Raw genomic sequence first — 15,811 nt, forward strand, 5'->3', positions numbered from 1 at the left:
AACTGCCCGGCGATAGGTGCGACGGCGTGACTACTGTGAGTGTCCGCCGCGCCGGGGTGCGCGCGTCGCCCGCACGAGTGCCCCCGGTCCCTGACGCACCGCCCAGCACGAGGACGTCGATGTCTCACCTCCGCGCACCGGCCGACCGCAGATCGCCGCAGCAGCGACGGCAACTCCCGCCCCTGGGGACACAGTTGTCCCGCATCGCGGTGCTGCCGCCCGTGGCCGTGGCGCTCGGGGGCGGTGCGGCCGTGCTGTTCGTGCTCCGCACCGCCGGCACCCCTGCCGGGCCTGCCCTGTGGGCCGTACTGGCCGGGGCGCTGGCGCTCGCGGTGGTGGCGGTGGCCGCCGCGGCCGTCGCCGCGCGCCGGGCCGCGCACTCGGTGGCCGTACGCGTCGAGGAGATCCGTCGCCGGGTCGCCGAGCAGACGGAGGAACGGCGGGCGGCCGCAGGGGAGTCGGCGACCTTCGAGGCCCCGGACGCGGCAGAGGACCAGGCTTGTGCCTCGGGACCGGGCGGTCCGGCCGCCGACGCGTTCGGCAGGCTGGCCGACGATCTCGAGCGGGCCCACCGCGAGTCGCTGGAGACCCTGTCGCGGCGCGCGTCGGAGACCCCCGAGGAGGCGGCGACGGTGGGCGGGGGCGACCGGGGCGCCGGGGTCGAGCACCGCATCGAGGTGTTCGTGAACGTCGCCCGGCGGCTGCAGTCACTGGCCCACCGGGAGATCGCCGTCCTCGACGAGCTGGAGCGGGAGATCGAGGATCCCGACCTGCTCAAGGGCCTCTTCCACGTCGACCATCTGGCCACCCGGGTGCGGCGGCACGCCGAGAACCTGGCCGTCCTGGGCGGCGCGGTCTCCCGCCGGCAGTGGAGCGAGCCCGTCGCGCTCGAGGAGGTGCTGCGCTCCGCCGTCGCCGAGGTCGAGCAGTACGCGCGGGTGCGGGTCGTTCCGCCGGTGGACGGCACGCTGCGGGGGCACGCCGTCGCGGACGTGATCCACCTGCTCGCCGAACTGGTCGAGAACGCGACGGTGTTCTCGCCGCCGCACACCCAGGTGGCGATCCGCGCCGACGCGGTCGCGGTCGGCCTGGCGGTGGAGGTGGAGGACCGCGGCCTCGGGATGCCCTCCGAGGAACAGGAGCGGATGAACGCGCTGCTGGCCGACCCCGCCACGGTCGACGTCGCCGGCCTCCTGGCGGACGGGCGGATCGGACTGTATGTGGTGTCCCAGCTGGCCCGCAGGCACGGCGTCCGGGTCCGGCTCGGCAGCAACATCTACGGCGGCGTGCAGGCGGTGCTGGTGCTGCCGCAGGAACTGCTGGGGCCCCTGCCGGTGGAACCGTCCCCGGCCGCCGAGGACGCCCCGGTGAACCCGCCCACGGCGGGCGGCCCGGCCGGCACGGGGGAGCGGCGGCTCCCCGGCCCGGCGTCCCACCACGGGGAACGGCCCGGCGCCGACGCCGACGCGGAGGGGCCCGGATCCACGCCTGGGCTGGTCGCCCCCGTGTCGCACGGGACCCTGCCGGAGGCCGCGGACGCCGCGTGGTCCGGCCCGGTACCGGGCGGATCCGGCCCGGGCGTGGACGGCCCAGGAGAGGGCGGCCAGTCGCCCGTCGTCATGCCGGGGCCGGGGCCGGGGCCGGAGCCCTTGCCCGACGAGACGGTGCTGTTCTCTCCCGCCCAGGCCGCGGACCCCGCGCTCCGCGAGAACGCGGACCGGCGTCCCTCACCGGGGAACGCCTCGGCCGTCGAGCGGGCGGGGGCCCACGCCGGGGGACCCGAGCCGGGACCGTATCGGCCGGTGACCGCGCAGGATTCCTCCGCCGGCCTGCCGTTCCGGGGGGAGGCACGGGGCGACGGTGCGTACCAGGCGGACGGGCCGTGGGGCCGGACCCCCGACGCGGGTGGCAGGGCCGCCGACCCGCTCGCGCCGGCCGAGCACGCCCCTTTCGCGGCACCGGACGACTTCGCCGCCGAGTCCCCGACGCCGCCGCCCGCGCCCGACCCGTGGCGCTCCCTCGGAGACGCCCCGGCGGACCGTCCCGCTGCCGCTCCCAGCAGTCCGGCGACCACGCAGTACGAGGGTGGGGCGGGACACCTGGACCGGAGAACCGCGTGGCCGGAGCCGCAGCCGGAGCCGTCTCCCGAGCCCACGGCATCTGCCGAGGCGCTCGTCCGAGGGCCCGGCCGGAACGACGTGGCCGGGCGGCCGGGTGACGAGGACGCCTGGCCCGGGGCGCTCGGGACGGCCCGGACGGCCCCGCAAGGCCCGGGCGAGGACTCCCCGGCGCAGTCGGGCCGGCCCGACCCCGGCGCCCTGCCCGAGGCGTGGCGGCAGGCGACGCGCCCCGCCGAGGAGACGCCGCCGCTGCCGTCGCCTCGGCACGACGAGCACGTCGCCCCGCACGCCGGACCCCGGGCGTCGCTTCCCGTGCGGGAGCGGGACGGCCGGGCGACACCCGCGGGCGCGCTGCCCGGGATGCGGTCCGCCGCCCCGGCCGGTGGCCCCACCGGACCCCGAGTACCGCCCGCGCAGGAGCCCGTCGCCGGCCCGCCCCCGCTGCCCCGCCGCCGCGCGCAGTCGCACCTCGCCCCGCAGTTGCGGTCCCGTCCGACTCCCCGCCCCGAGGCCGACGCCGTCCAGGAGGAGACCGGACACGACCCCCAGCTGATGGCCGCCTTCCGGCGCGGTGTCGGACTGGCCGAGGCCCACGACACGCCGTTCCCCGGCGCGGAGGCCCACGCGGAGACGGGTCAAGGCGCCGAAACCGCCGGGACCGCCGGGACCGCCGAAACCACCGCCACCGGCGGCCGGGGCAACCCCGCCGACCTCTGACCGTCTCCCGCCGGCCCCGGACGGCCAGTGCTCGGCACCGCCGGCCCTCAGCCGCCACACCCCGCGCCGTCCCCCAGCCCCCAAACCGCCCTCCCCCCAGCCTTCTAGGAGTCGACCCACCATGGCCCCGGACACGCATACCGCGCACACCGACACCTGTACCGACCGCGCCGCCGACCTCGACTGGCTGCTGGCCGGCCTCGTTCGGCGCGTGCCGCACACCCGGAGCGCCGTGCTCCTCTCCTGCGACGGCCTGGTCCGGTCCGCGTACGGTCACGGGCTGGACCAGGAGGGCGCCGATCACATGGCCGCCCTCGCCTCGGGCCTGCACTCCCTCGGGCGCAGCGCCGGGCTCACGTTCGACGACGGCGGCGACGTCCGCCAGGTGGTCGTCGAGCTGACGTCCGCCCTGCTGTTCGTCACCACCGCCGGCTCCGGCACCTGTCTCGCGGTGCTGGCCGACAGCGCCACCGACGCCGCCGTCCTGGGCTACGAGATGGCCATGCTCGTCAAGAGCGTGCGCCCCTACCTCGTGACGGCCCCCCGGCACGCCGCCGTCCGTCCGCCCGCCCCGCAGGCCGCCGCGGCCGGGGCCGCGCCCGAGCCCGCGGTGACCCGGCGTTGATCACGGCGGCGGCCGACGACGGCCCCTGGCTCGACGAGCAGGCGGGCCGGCTCGTGCGGCCCTACACGGTGAGCAACGGCCGCACCCGGCCCACCGCCGACCTCGACCTGCTGACCCACGTGACGGCGACCGGGCATCCGGCCACCGGCCATCCCGGCCCCGAGCACGGCCGAGCCCTGAAGCTCGCCCGGACCCCGGTGACCGTCGCCGAGCTCGCGGCCCGGCTCGGGCTGCCGGTGGGCGTCGCCAAGGTGGTGGTCTCCGACCTCGTCGAGACCGGACTGCTCCTCGCCGAGGCGCCGTCCTTCCGGCACACCCCGGCGGACCCCGCCGTGCTGCGGCACGTCCGGAACGAGCTGCGGCGACGCCTCTAGTGCGGACCCCGCGGGGCGGCAGCGCGGAACACCCGGACGGCGTCTGAAGGAATCCTGAGGCCGAGGTTAAGAAAACCTCGATGGACCCGGACACCTCCGGTGCGGCATGTTCTAGAGGTAACCCAACCTCTTCCCCGCGCCCGGGCTGCTTCGCCATGCCCGGGCGCGGGAACGCACGCACAGGAGCCGCATCGGTGAAGGCGCTGGTCAAGGAGAAGGCGGAGCCGGGTCTGTGGCTCACGGACGTCCCGGAGCCCACGATCGGCCCCGGCGACGTGCTGATCAAGGTGCTGCGCACCGGCATCTGCGGCACCGACCTGCACATCCGCGCCTGGGACGGCTGGGCCCAGCAGGCCATCACCACGCCGCTGGTCATCGGCCACGAGTTCGTCGGCGAGGTCGTCGAGACCGGCCGTGACGTCGCCGAGATCAAGCCCGGCGACCGGGTCAGCGGCGAGGGTCACCTGGTCTGCGGCCGCTGCCGCAACTGCCTGGCCGGGCGCCGCCACCTGTGCCGCGCCACCGTGGGCCTCGGCGTCGGCCGCGACGGCGCGTTCGCCGAGTACGTCGCGCTGCCCGCGGCCAACGTCTGGGTGCACCGCGTCCCCGTCGACCTCGACGTCGCCGCGATCTTCGACCCGTTCGGCAACGCCGTGCACACCGCGCTGTCGTTCCCGCTGGTCAACGAGGACGTCCTGATCACGGGCGCCGGCCCGATCGGCCTGATGGCCGCCGCCGTCGCCAAGCACGCCGGCGCGCGCAACGTCGTCGTCACCGACGTCAGCGACGAGCGCCTGGACCTGGCCCGGAAGGTCGGCGCCGACCTCGCCCTCAACGTGGCGCGGACGACGATCGCCGACGGCCAGCGCGAACTGGGCCTGCGCGAGGGCTTCGACATCGGCCTGGAGATGTCCGGCCAGGCCGCCGCGATGCGCGAGATGATCGCCAACATGACGCACGGCGGCCGGATCGCCATGCTCGGCCTGCCCTCCGAGGAGTTCCCGGTCGACTGGTCCCGGATCGTCACCTCCATGCTGACCGTCAAGGGCATCTACGGCCGCGAGATGTTCGAGACCTGGTACGCCATGTCCGTGCTCCTGGAGAACGGTCTCGACCTCGCCCCGGTCATCACCGGCCGCTACGACCACCGCGACTTCGAGGCGGCCTTCGCCGACGCCGCCGCCGGCAAGGGCGGCAAGGTCATCCTCGACTGGACCGTCTGACCCGCGGCCCCGGCCCGCCCGCCGCCCCGCACCCACCCCTGGAGCCTGGAGCCCAAGATGTTCGACTCCGTGCGCGACGACATCCGCGCCACCCTCGACGAGATCCGCGCCGCCGGCCTGCACAAGCCCGAGCGCGTCATCGACACCCCGCAGTCCGCCAAGGTCAACGTCACCGCCGGCGGCCGCCCGGGCGAGGTGCTCAACTTCTGCGCCAACAACTACCTCGGCCTCGCCGACCACCCCGAGATCGTCGCCGCCGGGCACGCGGCGCTCGACCGCTGGGGCTACGGCATGGCCTCGGTCCGCTTCATCTGCGGCACCCAGGAGGTGCACAAGGAGCTCGAGGCACGCGTCTCCGCGTTCCTCGGGCAGGAGGACACCATCCTCTACTCCTCCTGCTTCGACGCCAACGGAGGCGTCTTCGAGACGCTGCTCGGGGCCGAGGACGCGGTGATCTCCGACGCCCTCAACCACGCCTCGATCATCGACGGCATCCGCCTGTCCAAGGCGCAGCGATTCCGCTACGCCAACCGCGACATGGCCGACCTGGAGGCCCAGCTCAAGGCCGCCTCCGGCGCGCGCCGGAAGCTGATCGTCACGGACGGCGTCTTCTCCATGGACGGCTACCTCGCCCCGCTCGACGAGATCTGCGACCTGGCCGACCGGTACGACGCCATGGTGATGGTCGACGACTCCCACGCCGTGGGCTTCGTCGGGCCGGGCGGACGCGGCACGCCCGAGCTCTTCGGCGTCATGGACCGTGTCGACGTCCTCACCGGCACCCTCGGCAAGGCGCTGGGCGGCGCCTCCGGCGGCTACGTCGCCGCGCGGGCGGAGATCGTCGCCCTGCTGCGGCAGCGGTCGCGCCCGTACCTGTTCTCGAACACCCTCGCCCCGGTGATCGCGGCGGCCTCGCTGAAGGTCCTGGACCTGCTGGAGTCCGCCGGCGAGCTGCGGACCCGCCTGGCGCGCAACACCGAGCTGTTCCGCCGCCGGATGACCGAGGAGGGCTTCGACGTCCTCCCCGGCGAGCACGCCATCGCACCCGTGATGTTCGGTGACGCCTCGGTCGCCGGCCGGATGGCCGAGCTGCTGCTGGAGCGCGGCGTCTACGTGATCGGCTTCTCCTACCCGGTCGTCCCGCAGGGGCAGGCCCGGATCCGGGTGCAGCTGTCGGCGGCCCACTCCACCGAGGACGTGGAGACCGCGATCGCCGCGTTCGTCTCCGCCCGCGCCGAGCTGGAGGGCTGAGACGCCCCCGCCCCGGGCCTCAGGCGGCCCGGGGCGGGCGCGCGTCCGGTGCCGGGTGCGATGCCGGGCGCGGGGCCGGGACACCCGCCGTGAGCTGAGACAATGGCAGCGTGATCGAAGCGCGGCGGCTGCACATCCTGCGGGCGGTGGCGGACCACCGGACGGTGACCGCGGCCGCGGCCGCGCTGTACCTCACCCCCTCCGCGGTCTCCCAGCAGCTCACCGCGCTCGAGCAGGAGACCGGGCACCGCCTGGTGGAGCGCGGGGCCCGCGGGGTACGGCTCACCCCGGCCGGCGAGATCCTGCTCGGGCACACCAACGCGGTGCTCGCGCAGCTGGAGCGGGCCGAGGCCGAGCTGGCCGCCTACGGTTCCGGAGAGGCCGGCACCGTCACCGTGGCCGCCTTCGCCACCGGCATCGGGCTGGTCGTCGCACCCGCGCTGGCGGCCCTGGCCAACAGCCGCCCGGGCATACGGGTGCGGGTACGGGACGCCGAGGGCGACGCCAGCCTGCCGATGGTCCTCGACCGGCAGGTGGACGTGGCGGTCGCCGTCGAGTACCGCGGCGCCCCGGCGGCCGGGGACGCCCGCCTCACCCACGTGCCGCTGTACGCCGAGCCCTTCGACGCGGTCGTGCCGACCGCCCACCGTCTCGCCGAGGCCGGCCGGGTCCCGCTGGCGGAGCTCGCCAAGGACCCGTGGATCGGCCCCTACCCGGGCAACCCCTGCCACGACGTGGTGGTCCTGGCCTGCGAGAGCGCCGGTTTCCAGCCGGACTTCGACCACTCCTCCGACGACTTCCGGGCCGTCGTCGCCCTCGCCTCCGCCGGCGCCGGAGTCGCTCTGGTGCCCCGGTCCGCCCTGCGCGGCACGGACCTCGCCGGCGTCACGGTGCGGCCGGTGGAGGGCGTGGCCCCCACCCGCCGGGTCTTCGCCGCCGTGCGCCGGGGCTCCGAGGCGCACCCGCTGATCCGTCCCGTGCTGGACGCGCTGGGCGAGGCGGCGCGCGGAGCCTGGTGACCGTCCGGCGGGCGACGCGCCGTCCGCCCGCCGTTGTCGGTGCCCGCCGCTACCCTGCGGGCATGCCGGACGCGCACGACGTACGCCGAATCGCCCTGTCCCTGCCGGACACCACCGAGAAGACGGCCTGGAGCATGCCCACCTTCCGGGTGGCGGGGAAGATGTTCGCCACCCTGCCGGAGGACGAGTCCTCCTGCGCGGTGCGCTGCCCCAAGGAGGAGCGGGACGAGCTGGTCCTCGCCGAACCCGGGAAGTTCTGGATCGCCGACCACGAGAGCGCCTTCGCCTGGATCCGGGTCCGGCTCGCCGCGCTGGAGGACGAGGGCGAACTCCGCGACATCCTCGCCGACTCCTGGCGCCAGGCCGCCTCCACCGCCCTGCGCGACTCCCATCCGGGGCTCGGGGTACCCGCCGGGGAATGAGCCCGCCCGGCCCGCCGTTGGGACGACGGGCCGGTCCGGCGGCAGGGTGTCATGTTCCTGTCGCCACTGGGTGGTTCCGGGTGGTGGGGACCCGTGACGGACAGCGGGACGTGGTGGCGGGACCAGGGGAGGGGCACCGTGGCGGGACAGGCACTGTGGTCACGGAACTTCACGCTGTTCTTCCTGGCCCGGGCGGTCGCCGCCCTCGGCGACGCCATGCTGCCGGTCGCCCTCGCCGCGGGCCTCCTCCAGCACGGCCACGGCGCGGGGGCGGTGGGCCTGGCGATGGCCTCGACCGCCGGCTCCTTCGCCGCGCTGGTCGTCTTCGGCGGGGTCCTCGCCGACCGGTTCGACGCACGGCGGCTGATGATTGGGGCCGACCTGGTCCGCCTGGTCACCCAGGCCCTGGCCGCCGTGCTGTTCTTCACCGGCCAGGTGGTGCTGTGGCAGATCTGCGTGATCGGCGCCGTCAACGGGGTCGCCGCGGCGGTCTTCCAGCCGGGGGTCGCCGGCACCGTGCCCCGGCTGGCGACCGACGTACAGGGCGCCAACGGGGCGATCGGCACCGCCGAGGCGGGCGCCCAGCTGCTGGGACCCGCCTTCGCGGGCGTCCTGGTGGCCTTCGCCTCGCCCGGCGGCGTCTTCGCCGCCCACGCCGCCACCTACGGGGTCGGCGCCCTGTGCCTCGTCCTGCTGCGGCTGCCCCCGCTCCCGCGCCGGAAGAACGCGGCCGGACGCGTGGTCGCCGCCTTCCTGGCCGATCTGGCGGAAGGCTGGCGCGAGTTCCGCTCCCGCACCTGGATGTGGGGCGTGATCCTCATCTGGTGCCTGATGATGGTCGCCTCCTGGGGCCCGACCATTCCGCTGGTCGCCGCCGAGGTGGTCCGCGAACACGGTGCCGGCTCCTACGGCCTGGTCAACTCCGCCTTCGGCGCCGGCACCGTCATCGGCGGCCTGGTGGCCTTCCGGCTGCGCCCCCGGCGGATGCTGCGCGCGGGCGGCATCGCCATCGCCGCCTTCGCCTGCTTCCCGGCCGCGGTGGGAGCCGGACTGGACGTGCCCGCCATGGCGGCGGGAGCCGTGGTCGCCGGAGCGGGGCGGGCCTTCTGGGCGGTGATGTGGGCGACCAGTGTGCAGACCCAGGTCCCCGCCTCCGTCCTCAACCGGATCCACGCCTACGAGGTCGCCGGGTCGCTGGCCATGGTCCCCGTCGGCCAGAGTCTCGCGGGACCCGCCGCGGAGCTGTTCGGCGCCGGCCAGGTGCTGCTGGCGGCGGGTGCGGCCACCCTGGTCGTCTCCGCCGCCCTGCTGGGGGTCCCGGCCATCCGCAACCTCCCGCGCGCCGACCGGCCCGCCGTGCGCGGCGGTCCGGCCGCCCCGGCGCCCGCGGCGGCGCCCCCGGCCCGCCCCGGAGGACCGCACGAGTAGGACCGGCGCCGACGCCGGGGACGTGTGGGAGAAACCCGCGCGCGACCACCGTCCGGAGTACGGTATGGTTGCCATGCACGTTCGGCCGGGGGAAACCCCAGGTCAGACGGCGAACGGGACGTGGCGCAGCTTGGTAGCGCACTTGACTGGGGGTCAAGGGGTCGCAGGTTCAAATCCTGTCGTCCCGACTCGAAGGAGTCGTCGATCAGGGGCCGGTACCGGAGCAATCCGGTACCGGCCCCTGATCGTTCCCGGTCATGCTCCCGCCGCTGACGGACACCGCGCGGCGGACCTGCCGGTGCAGGCCGGCCGCGCGGTGGATCCGAGCCGGTTCAGGTGGACCACACGACCCTGTTGCCGTTCATGATGACGACCTTGCCGTCCGACCGCAGGACCAGCTTCGCGCCGGGGTTGCCGTGCGTCTTGCTCGCCCAGACCGGCTGGTTGGGGTTGTACACCACGAGGTTGCCGTCCGCCTGGAAGACGGCCCTGTGGTTTTTGCCGAACATCATGGACGCCCAGACGGCCTTGCCGCTCCGGTTGTCGTAGACGACCAGGTTGCCGTCCTGCTGCAGGACCATCCGTATCCGGTTGGTGGTCCAGGCCTGGCCGACCTGCAGTGTGCTGGGCGCCGTGACGGTCTCGGTCGTCCACTCCTGCTTCGTGACCTCCTCCTTCACCTCCTGCTTGTCGCCGCCGGACTCCGCGTCCGACTCCGACTCCGACTCCGGCTTCGGGTCCGACTTCGGCTTCGGCTTCGAGGAGGGCTCGGCCGCTACCGGAGCGGGCTTGACGGGGACCTCGGCCTTCTTCTCCTTTTCCTTCTTCTCCCGGCTCGGAGAGGGACTGGGCTTCTCGGTGACGTAGTCCTGCGGGGCGCTGCCGGTGGGCTCCTCGTCCAGCAGAGTGCCGGAGTCGTTGGCGGCCAGCCCCCGCGCGGCGTCGTGCCTGCCGTCCTTGCCGTTCGCGCCTCCGGCGAGCAGCAGCGGCACGGCCACCAGGACGGCACCCGCGATCGCGGCCGCCGCCAGGACCGGCTTCTTGGGACGCCGGCCGTCCGCGCGCGCGTCAGCCGTCCCGCCCGGCGGCGTCGCCCCGCTGTCGGCCGCCGTCGCGGTGGCGGGCTCCGCCGGTGCCTCCTCCTCGGTCCCGGCGGCGGCCGCACCGGTGTCCGCCCGGGAGGTCCGCGAAGCCGGCTCGCCGGACGTCCCGGGCCCGGCCGCGGCGGGGTCCGTGCCCCCGCTCCCCGCCGGGTCCGTACTCCTGCTCCCGGCCGGGGCCGTGGCCTTGCCCGCGGTGGGCGTGTCCGCCGTCGGCCCGGGGCCGTCCTGCGCCTCGGCGGGGGACGCCTCGGACGGCGCCTCGTTCGTCATCCGTTCCGGACCCGGGAGCGCCTCCGGATCGCCGGCCGGTGCCGGACGCCCCGCCGGGGTCAGCGTGCCGGCGGGCGGTTCGGAGGCGGCGGGCAGCGGTACGGCGACCCGCACACGCGGAGTGGCGTCGGCGCCCGCGGGGTCGGACCCGTTCGCTGCGGGGTGTGGACGAGCCATGCTGTCACTTCTCCTCATTGCTGGGTCGTCGGACGCCGTCGGCCCGTGGGGCCGGGCGCGGCGGTCACGACGGGATGGGGAACAACGGATGCGGGGGCGCGGTGGCGCGGTGCCCGCCGAGCGGTCAACTCCGGTACCACTTCTGGTGGGGCACGCCGACGCACGACCACAGGTGCGCCGGAGTTCCGTCGGCGGTGCGGCCGTCGAGGATGTCCACGCACTTGTCGGCGATCTGGGCCACCAGGTCCCCGGCACCGTTCAGTCGGAACTGCTGGGCCGGGTTGCCACTGCAGTCGGCGACCTGGATCACCGTGCCGTTCTCCTGGGCGCCCCAGGCCACGTCCATGCACCGGCCCTGGGCACGGATGGTGCCGTCCGACCGGAAGGTCCAGCGCTGCCCCGCGGAACCGTCGCAGGACTGCAACGTCAACCGGGTGCCGTCGGCGCCCGCTCCGGCGCTCAGGCACTTCCCCGAGGCCTTGCTCACCAGGGTGTCACCGGCGACGGGAGCGGGGGCCTGCTTGCCGCCCGCGGCGGCCTCGTCCTTCTTCTCCGCCTCCTCGGCGGAGTCGTCGGCCGAAGCGCGTGTGCCCGTGCCGTCCTTCGCGGCCGGCTTCTCTTCCGGCTTGCTCTCCGGCTTGTTCTCCTCCTCCCCGTCCCTGTCCCCGGGCTCGCCCGTGTCCGAGGGGGTGGGCTCGGACGACGGAGACGGCGAAGGAGATTCGGCGGCGTACCGTCCGGAACGCTGCGGCTTCTCCTCCAGGACCGTGCCGTCCACGGGGCCGACAGCCGCCGCCGCGGACCGGTCCCGGGCGTCGGATCCCGACAGCAGGAACGGCACGGAGACGAGTACCGCTCCGGCGATCGCCGCGGCGGCCAGGACGGGCTTCTTCGGGCGCCCGGGCGTCGGGTCCGTCCGCACCGCCGTCCCGCCGTGCGGCGTGACCGAGCCCGACGCCACGTGGGTGGGCCGCTCCCCGGAGAGGGCGACCGCGCCGGCGGCCGGGACGGGCTCCCGGACCGGTGCGCCGGCCGTGACGCCGGCGTCGGGCCGCGTGCCGGAGTCCGCGTCCGCGGCGGGGGACGGTGCGGAAGCGGACTCCGGAGCGCTCTCCGGGTCCGGGGCCTCGGCCGTCGTCCTCCGCTCGCGCGCGTCGGGGCCCGCGCCGGTCCCTGCCCTCGGGCCCGTGCCGGCTACGGCGCCGGTCCTGTCACCCTCCTCGGGTGCCGCGGCGGTGCGCGCGGAGGCCGGTTTCAGCTCCGTCGTGGGAGCGGTGGCCGGGCCGGGCAGCGCGAACGCCTGGCGCACCTTCGGCACCCCGGGCTCCGCCGCGGCCGAGGCCGCAGCGGCGCCCGCGGCCGAGGCCGCACCGGTCGGGTTCGCGCCGTCTGACTGTAAAGACATCGGTCCTGTCTCTCGATCTGGGTCTGGTCCTGGTCCGGTCGGCTCCGCGGGCCGCTCGCCCCGGCAGGGGTACTCCGTTCAGGCGTCCCCGTGGTCGGAGCAGCCCACGGGTCCTGCGCAGCGGGCGGGCCACTCGAACGGCACGGCTGCGGCATCGGGCCGGTCCAGTGCCTCGCCGAGGCGGGCGAGTACGGTCCGGTCCTGGTCGTCCAGTTGTGCCGGGCCGACGGGGGAGGCACGCTGCGTGGCTGGCAGTTCCCGCAGCAGGACGAGGGGCGAGGAGCCCCCGGCCCGTATGTCGAGCACGCGGAACGCCGTGCCGGGCGCGAAGACCACCTCGTCGTACCGGGCGGCGGTGCCCGTAACGTCGGACAACTGCCGCACCCGGCGACCGGTCACCGACCAGATGGCGTACCGGGCGTCCGCGGGGGAGGGGCCACGGCCGTCACCCGGCAGCGCGCTCACCGGCGCGGCGTCGCGCAGCACGGTGCCGGGGACCGGCGTCCTGCCCGGCGTTCCGCCGTCCGGCCCGGCGCCGCGCAGCACCACGCCGCGGAAGGACGGCAGGCGCCGCAGCGCCGAGCCGACGCAGGCGCCGTAGGGCAGCAGCCGCGGGTCGCCGGCGCGCAGGCCCCGGCCGAGTTCCTCGTGGCCGAGCCCGTCGTCCGGCACCCCGGTCCGCAGGTGGAGCAGCAGCGCGATCAGGTCGGCGCGTGCGGCCTCCTGCTCGTGTCCGCGCAGTGCGGGCATGCGGGTGAACAGGCGGGTCACGACGGCCGCCTGACGGTCCCACACCCCGTCGGCGAGTGACCGGAACGCGGCCCGCTCCGCGTGCGTGCTCTGGTGCCCGGGCAGGAAGGGCACCGGAGGCAACGGCTTCGGGGGCGCCTGCGGCGGCTCTGGCATGGTGCCCGCGGCAGGTGGCGTGGGGTCCTTCTCCGCCGGTCGCCCGGGCGGCGTCGAGGGCTCGGCGGGACGGGGAGCGCGCTCGGCGGCTGCCGGTGAGGGGTCGGCCGGGGAGGCGGCTGCCGGGGAAGGGGTGCTGGTGAGGACCGGACGGCTCGGGGGAGCCGGCAGAGGGGCTTCCTCGTCGTGTCCGGTGGCGGTGCGTACGTCGGGGTCCTCCGGAGCCGACGCCGGCTCCGGCTGTGGCGCGCGGTCCGGATGCGGTGCGCGCTCCGGCTGCGGTGCGCGCTCCGGGGCGGCCGAGGGTGAGGGGGAGCGGCGGGCGGAGGGCTGGGAAGGCTCGGCGCCGGTCACTGCCGCGGACCGGCCGGACGGAGCGCGGTGACCGGCGGATGCACCGGCCGCCGCGGCCCCGGTCGCCGTCTCCGGCACCCGGGGAACGAAAGGGGCGGCAGCGTGGGACGTTCCGGGAGCGCCTGGCGCAGTCGCCGTGGAGGGTACGCCGGCCGCCGGGGCCCCGCCGTCGGGCGAGGGCGTCCCCGTCGTGGTGGGCAGGGAACGCGGCGGGGAGGGCGGCGCTGCCTCCGGCGTGGTGACGCGGTCCGTGCCGGTGCCCGTGTCCGCGCCGGTGTCGAAGTCCGGGCGGGTGTCCGCGTTTGCGCCGGTGCTCATGTCCGCGCCGGTACCCAAGTCCGGGCGGGCGTCCGTGTCCGTGTCCGGGCGGCGGTCCGGGGCGGGGGCCGGTCCGGGTGCGGCCGGCGTCTGCTCGGCGCGGGCCCCGAGTGGTGCGGAGACGTTCGTGCTCGTCGGAGCGGGAACGCCGGGGTCCGTCGCGGCGGACTTGCCACCGGACGCGTGCCCGTCGGCGGCAGGCCGCGGGCCAGGAGCTGCCGCTCCCGCCGTGGAGGCCGCATCCGGGGCCGAACCCACCGTCGTTCTCGGACCTGGGCCCACCGCCCCCACAGCGGCAGTGCCCGCCGTACCCGTAGCGGCGTTCGCCGGTCCCGGCCGCGGTGTCCCGGGCGCGGGCGCGGGGCCGGCCGCGGGGCCGTGGGCTGCGCGCCCCGGGCCGTGCGCGGCCGGTGCGGTCCGGCCGAACGACGCGAAACGCAGGCTGCGGACCTGGTGTTCCGCGGCCAGGCGGCGCAGCTCCCGGCCGCCGTCGACGGCGGTCCCGTGCACGTGGACGCGGGTCCGGGCCGACAGGCCGGGCGGCAGTGTGCCGAGCAGTTTCTCCAGCACCGGCCACAGCGACCGGTCGAGCGCCTCGCCGGGACCGCCCACCTCGATCTCGGGGCCCTGGGGATCCACGGGCCGGGCTGCGAAGGGCGGCGGCTCCTTGTCCGTGCCGTTGATCCACAGGCCCGCCCGGGTCGCGGTGACCTGCCACCGGTCGGACAACCGCACCACGCCGCGCCGGGCGTCACCCCGGCCGGGCAACGGCGGGCTCCAGCGCAGCAGTCGGGGTGAGGACGCGCCGGGCGCGCAGATCACGGAGTCGACGAACGGCTGCCAGCGCGGGGCCCCGTCCGCGCCCACGGTCATCGCGCGCACGGTGCCCGCGTCACGGCCGAACGACTCGGCGAGCAGCGGCAGCCCGCTGTAGACGACGACGTCGGCGTCGACCAGTTCGGCGGCGTCCTGCCCGACGCGCAGCACGTCCCGGCGGCCGCCCGGCGCGAACCGCAGGACGGTGCGGGCGGCGGCGGGCAGTGCCGTCACCAGGTCCGCCACGTCACCGGAGGTGACGTCCTCGCCGTCCGGCACCCCGACGACGACGAGCATGCCGTGCCGGTCGACCGGCACCGCGTAGCACAGGTCGCCCGGGCGCGGGGCGCGGGCGCCGGCCGGACGGACGAGCACGCCGGCCGGGATCTGCTCGACGACACAGCCGTCACGGGTGCGCGACGGCAGGGAGCCCGGGGCGGGCTGCCAGCCGGGTGCGGGCTGACGGGGGCCCAGCGGGACGGGCGGCGCGCCGGGGGAGAAGCGCCACCAGCCGCCTTCCGGGCCGCCGTCCGGCTCGCCGTCGGCCGGCACGTCGTGGACGAAGAGCCCGCCGCCCGGCACGCCGAGGACCGTTCCGTCCGGGGCGATCACGTCGATCTCCCAGGCGTCGGCTATCCGGCGGGCGACGGAGGGGCTGCCGGGGCGGTCATCACCCGCGCGGGTCATCGCCAGCCGGATGGTGCCGACGCCGTCGCCGCACAGGGTGTCGATGAGGGCGCCGAGCCGGGCCCAGAGGGCGGCGGCCGTGTTCCCGTCCGCGCTGGCGACGACGGTCACCGTGTCGTCGCCGTCGGCCTCCAGGGCCCGGGTGAGGTCCGCGATGTCGGCGGGCCCCAGCAGTTCGTCGGAGGGCTGCCTGAGCAGCAGAAGCCGGCCGTACTCCTCGACCACGAGACCGGGCCTGGGGGACTCGGCCCGCGGCGTCGGCCGGGCGGTGTCGGACGGGCGTGACGCGGCCCGGCGGCGACCCCAGCGCATCAGCGGTGGCCCCCCTCGGCGCTCGGGGTCGGGAAACAAGTGGCCAGCATCAATTCATACGCCACGAACATAGCAGGTGAAATCCCGGTGACATGTGTGAATGGGTACGGCGAACCGCTGTCGGACCCGTGCAGCGGCTCACCGTAACACCGCGCCAATTTGTTACCGCGCGGTGTTCACCATTCGGCAAGTCCCCTGCACGGCGGGTGATTTGCATGGTCACCCCATGACGCGGACGAATGTGGCGGGAAGTCGCCGCAAGCGCCCGACCGGTGCGGAGCCGA

At 76.0% G+C, this 15,811-nt stretch carries 10 protein-coding genes, 1 tRNA gene and 1 pseudogene; 9 read left to right on the top strand and 3 right to left on the bottom strand.

All coding sequences use genetic code 11. From position 1 onward, the window contains the following. Positions 1 to 119: 119 nt before the first annotated feature. The 9 genes and pseudogenes from Sfr03f_RS31510 to Sfr03f_RS09280 all read left to right on the top strand — a co-directional run. Positions 120 to 1,376: pseudogene (locus tag Sfr03f_RS31510) on the top strand (sensor histidine kinase); the annotation flags it as partial. A 1,582-nt stretch (positions 1,377 to 2,958) separates the two neighbouring features. Beyond that, complete coding sequence (locus tag Sfr03f_RS09245) at positions 2,959 to 3,462, top strand: roadblock/LC7 domain-containing protein (RefSeq protein ID WP_108953152.1); 504 nt, start codon at positions 2,959 to 2,961, stop codon at positions 3,460 to 3,462. Further along, positions 3,459 to 3,836 carry a DUF742 domain-containing protein gene (locus Sfr03f_RS09250; RefSeq protein WP_108953153.1) on the top strand — a complete coding sequence of 126 codons (378 nt, stop codon included), beginning with the start codon at positions 3,459 to 3,461 and terminating at the stop codon, positions 3,834 to 3,836. The genes Sfr03f_RS09245 and Sfr03f_RS09250 overlap by 4 nt, the downstream gene beginning before the upstream one ends. Positions 3,837 to 4,030: 194 nt before the next feature. Next, positions 4,031 to 5,059, top strand: a complete 1,029-nt coding sequence (gene tdh / locus Sfr03f_RS09255; RefSeq protein WP_108953154.1) for an L-threonine 3-dehydrogenase — start codon at positions 4,031 to 4,033, stop codon at positions 5,057 to 5,059. Between the two features lie 57 nt (positions 5,060 to 5,116). Then, a complete protein-coding gene (locus tag Sfr03f_RS09260) occupies positions 5,117 to 6,310 on the top strand; it encodes a glycine C-acetyltransferase (RefSeq protein WP_108953155.1) in 1,194 nt (397 codons plus the stop codon). A 110-nt stretch (positions 6,311 to 6,420) separates the two neighbouring features. After that, positions 6,421 to 7,329 (top strand): LysR family transcriptional regulator, encoded by a 909-nt coding sequence (locus tag Sfr03f_RS09265; RefSeq protein ID WP_108953156.1) that lies wholly within the window; start codon positions 6,421 to 6,423, stop codon positions 7,327 to 7,329. 62 nt (positions 7,330 to 7,391) lie between these two features. Beyond that, positions 7,392 to 7,751, top strand: coding sequence for an MmcQ/YjbR family DNA-binding protein (locus Sfr03f_RS09270; protein ID WP_108953157.1), 360 nt, complete (start codon positions 7,392 to 7,394; stop codon positions 7,749 to 7,751). 138 nt (positions 7,752 to 7,889) lie between these two features. Beyond that, the gene (locus Sfr03f_RS09275; protein ID WP_245967473.1) at positions 7,890 to 9,179 is read left to right on the top strand and encodes an MFS transporter; all 1,290 of its coding nucleotides are present in this window, start codon (positions 7,890 to 7,892) and stop codon (positions 9,177 to 9,179) included. 114 nt (positions 9,180 to 9,293) lie between these two features. Next, positions 9,294 to 9,367, top strand: a tRNA-Pro gene (locus tag Sfr03f_RS09280). Positions 9,368 to 9,511: 144 nt separating this feature from the next. Here the strand turns inward: Sfr03f_RS09280 and Sfr03f_RS09285 are convergent. The 3 genes from Sfr03f_RS09285 to Sfr03f_RS09295 all read right to left on the bottom strand — a co-directional run bounded on the left by Sfr03f_RS09285 (position 9,512) and on the right by Sfr03f_RS09295 (position 15,527). Further along, positions 9,512 to 10,729: a mannose-binding protein gene (locus Sfr03f_RS09285; RefSeq protein ID WP_108953159.1), complete on the bottom strand. Its 1,218-nt coding sequence runs from the start codon at positions 10,727 to 10,729 to the stop codon at positions 9,512 to 9,514. A gap of 124 nt (positions 10,730 to 10,853) precedes the next feature. Then, positions 10,854 to 12,134, bottom strand: coding sequence for a ricin-type beta-trefoil lectin domain protein (locus tag Sfr03f_RS09290; protein ID WP_159105598.1), 1,281 nt, complete (start codon positions 12,132 to 12,134; stop codon positions 10,854 to 10,856). 78 nt (positions 12,135 to 12,212) lie between these two features. Continuing rightward, positions 12,213 to 15,527: a hypothetical protein gene (locus Sfr03f_RS09295; protein ID WP_159105599.1), complete on the bottom strand. Its 3,315-nt coding sequence runs from the start codon at positions 15,525 to 15,527 to the stop codon at positions 12,213 to 12,215. Between the last annotated feature and the right edge of the window lie 284 nt (positions 15,528 to 15,811).

The sequence above is a fragment of the Streptomyces fragilis genome (assembly GCF_003112515.1).
GTDB classification, from domain to species: domain Bacteria; phylum Actinomycetota; class Actinomycetes; order Streptomycetales; family Streptomycetaceae; genus Streptomyces; species Streptomyces fragilis.